This is a genomic window from Actinoplanes sp. NPDC051633 (genome assembly GCF_040681735.1).
Classification (GTDB): domain Bacteria; phylum Actinomycetota; class Actinomycetes; order Mycobacteriales; family Micromonosporaceae; genus Actinoplanes.
Genome location: NZ_JBFAZH010001818.1, coordinates 1 through 1,065, shown reverse-complemented (window position 1 = coordinate 1,065; position 1,065 = coordinate 1). Strand labels below are relative to the sequence as shown.

Below are 1,065 nucleotides of genomic sequence, written 5' to 3'. Positions count from 1 at the left end.
CGTGCCTCCCACCACCATCGCAGCCGTCCTACGGGCTCGAAAAGATGGGACTCGGTCAGTCGGCGCAGTTCGTCGAACAGGCCGTCGAAGCCGGGGCCCAGTGTCGGGGCGCTGGACATGTCGGCGCGGAAGTCGTCGGCGAGGAGAGTGCGAGCGACATCGGCCAGGGCGGGGCCGTCAGCGATCGCTCGCCCTGTAAGGGCGGGGCGCTGCCAGTTGGCGAACGGACGCGGTCGATGCCGAGATCGTTCAGCACGGCCTCTGTCTCGTCGAGGATCTCTGCGCGTTTGACTCCCACGTCTCAGGCCGGCGACTGGTGCCTGGGCCGTCCGCCCACTGCGCGGGGCTCCGCAGAGCACGTCTCCGCGCCGACTGCTGCACCGGCCGGTCCGGCCCAGGGGCAACCGCCCGGCGCAGGCGCCGCCGACGGCATCTCACCGCGCCCGTGGCCTGACAGGTCACGAAGTCGCACCGGAGTGCTGGTCGTCGCGGAATTGCAGGGGGTTCCTGCGGTGCATGACCTCTCGCATCAGAGCGGGGGTGACCATCTTGTCGGGTGAGTCGGGGTGGGTGAGTTCCTGCTGGACGAGGTGGGTGAAGCGAGCCCACGTGCGGAAGTTGCCGTGGCAGGCGGCCTCATTGGCCCAGAGCAGATCGTCGGGGCTGACGTCCTTCCATAGCGGGTGGTAGGCGGGGAGGTGCTTCAGTACCTCCTTGGCGGTGAGCGGGGCGAAGGCCTGCCAGATCGCGATGCGGGACGCCAGGGCGGCCTGGCGGCGCAGCCGCTGGTAGCAGTTCTCCCCGCCGACGAAGACGACGGACAGGGGCGTGTCCTCGCTGAGGTAGCGGATGTACTCATAGACGGCGGGTCCGAGAGCCTGCGCCTCGTCGACGATGAGGGCGCGGGGGGGTCTGCAGCGCCTCGAGGACGAGCCTTTCGCTGAGCCGGCGGTCGCGGGCGTCGTCGGCGGGCAGGCCGAGCGCGTCCATGAGGTCTGCGCGGAAGTGCTTCAGGGGGACTTCCCTGGGATAGCGGGCGTAGAGGGAGGTGTCGGGGGCGAGGTC

General features: G+C 70.0%; 2 protein-coding genes. Both read right to left on the bottom strand.

Features of this window, described 5'->3' with window-relative positions:
- Window positions 1-458: 458 nt before the first annotated feature.
- Complete coding sequence (locus tag AB0M20_RS45435) at window positions 459-896, bottom strand: hypothetical protein (RefSeq protein WP_359709322.1); 438 nt, start codon at window positions 894-896, stop codon at window positions 459-461.
- On the bottom strand, window positions 856-1,065 hold a 210-nt coding region (locus AB0M20_RS45430; RefSeq protein ID WP_364307882.1), incomplete at its 5' end, for a hypothetical protein. The genes AB0M20_RS45430 and AB0M20_RS45435, both read right to left, overlap by 41 nt.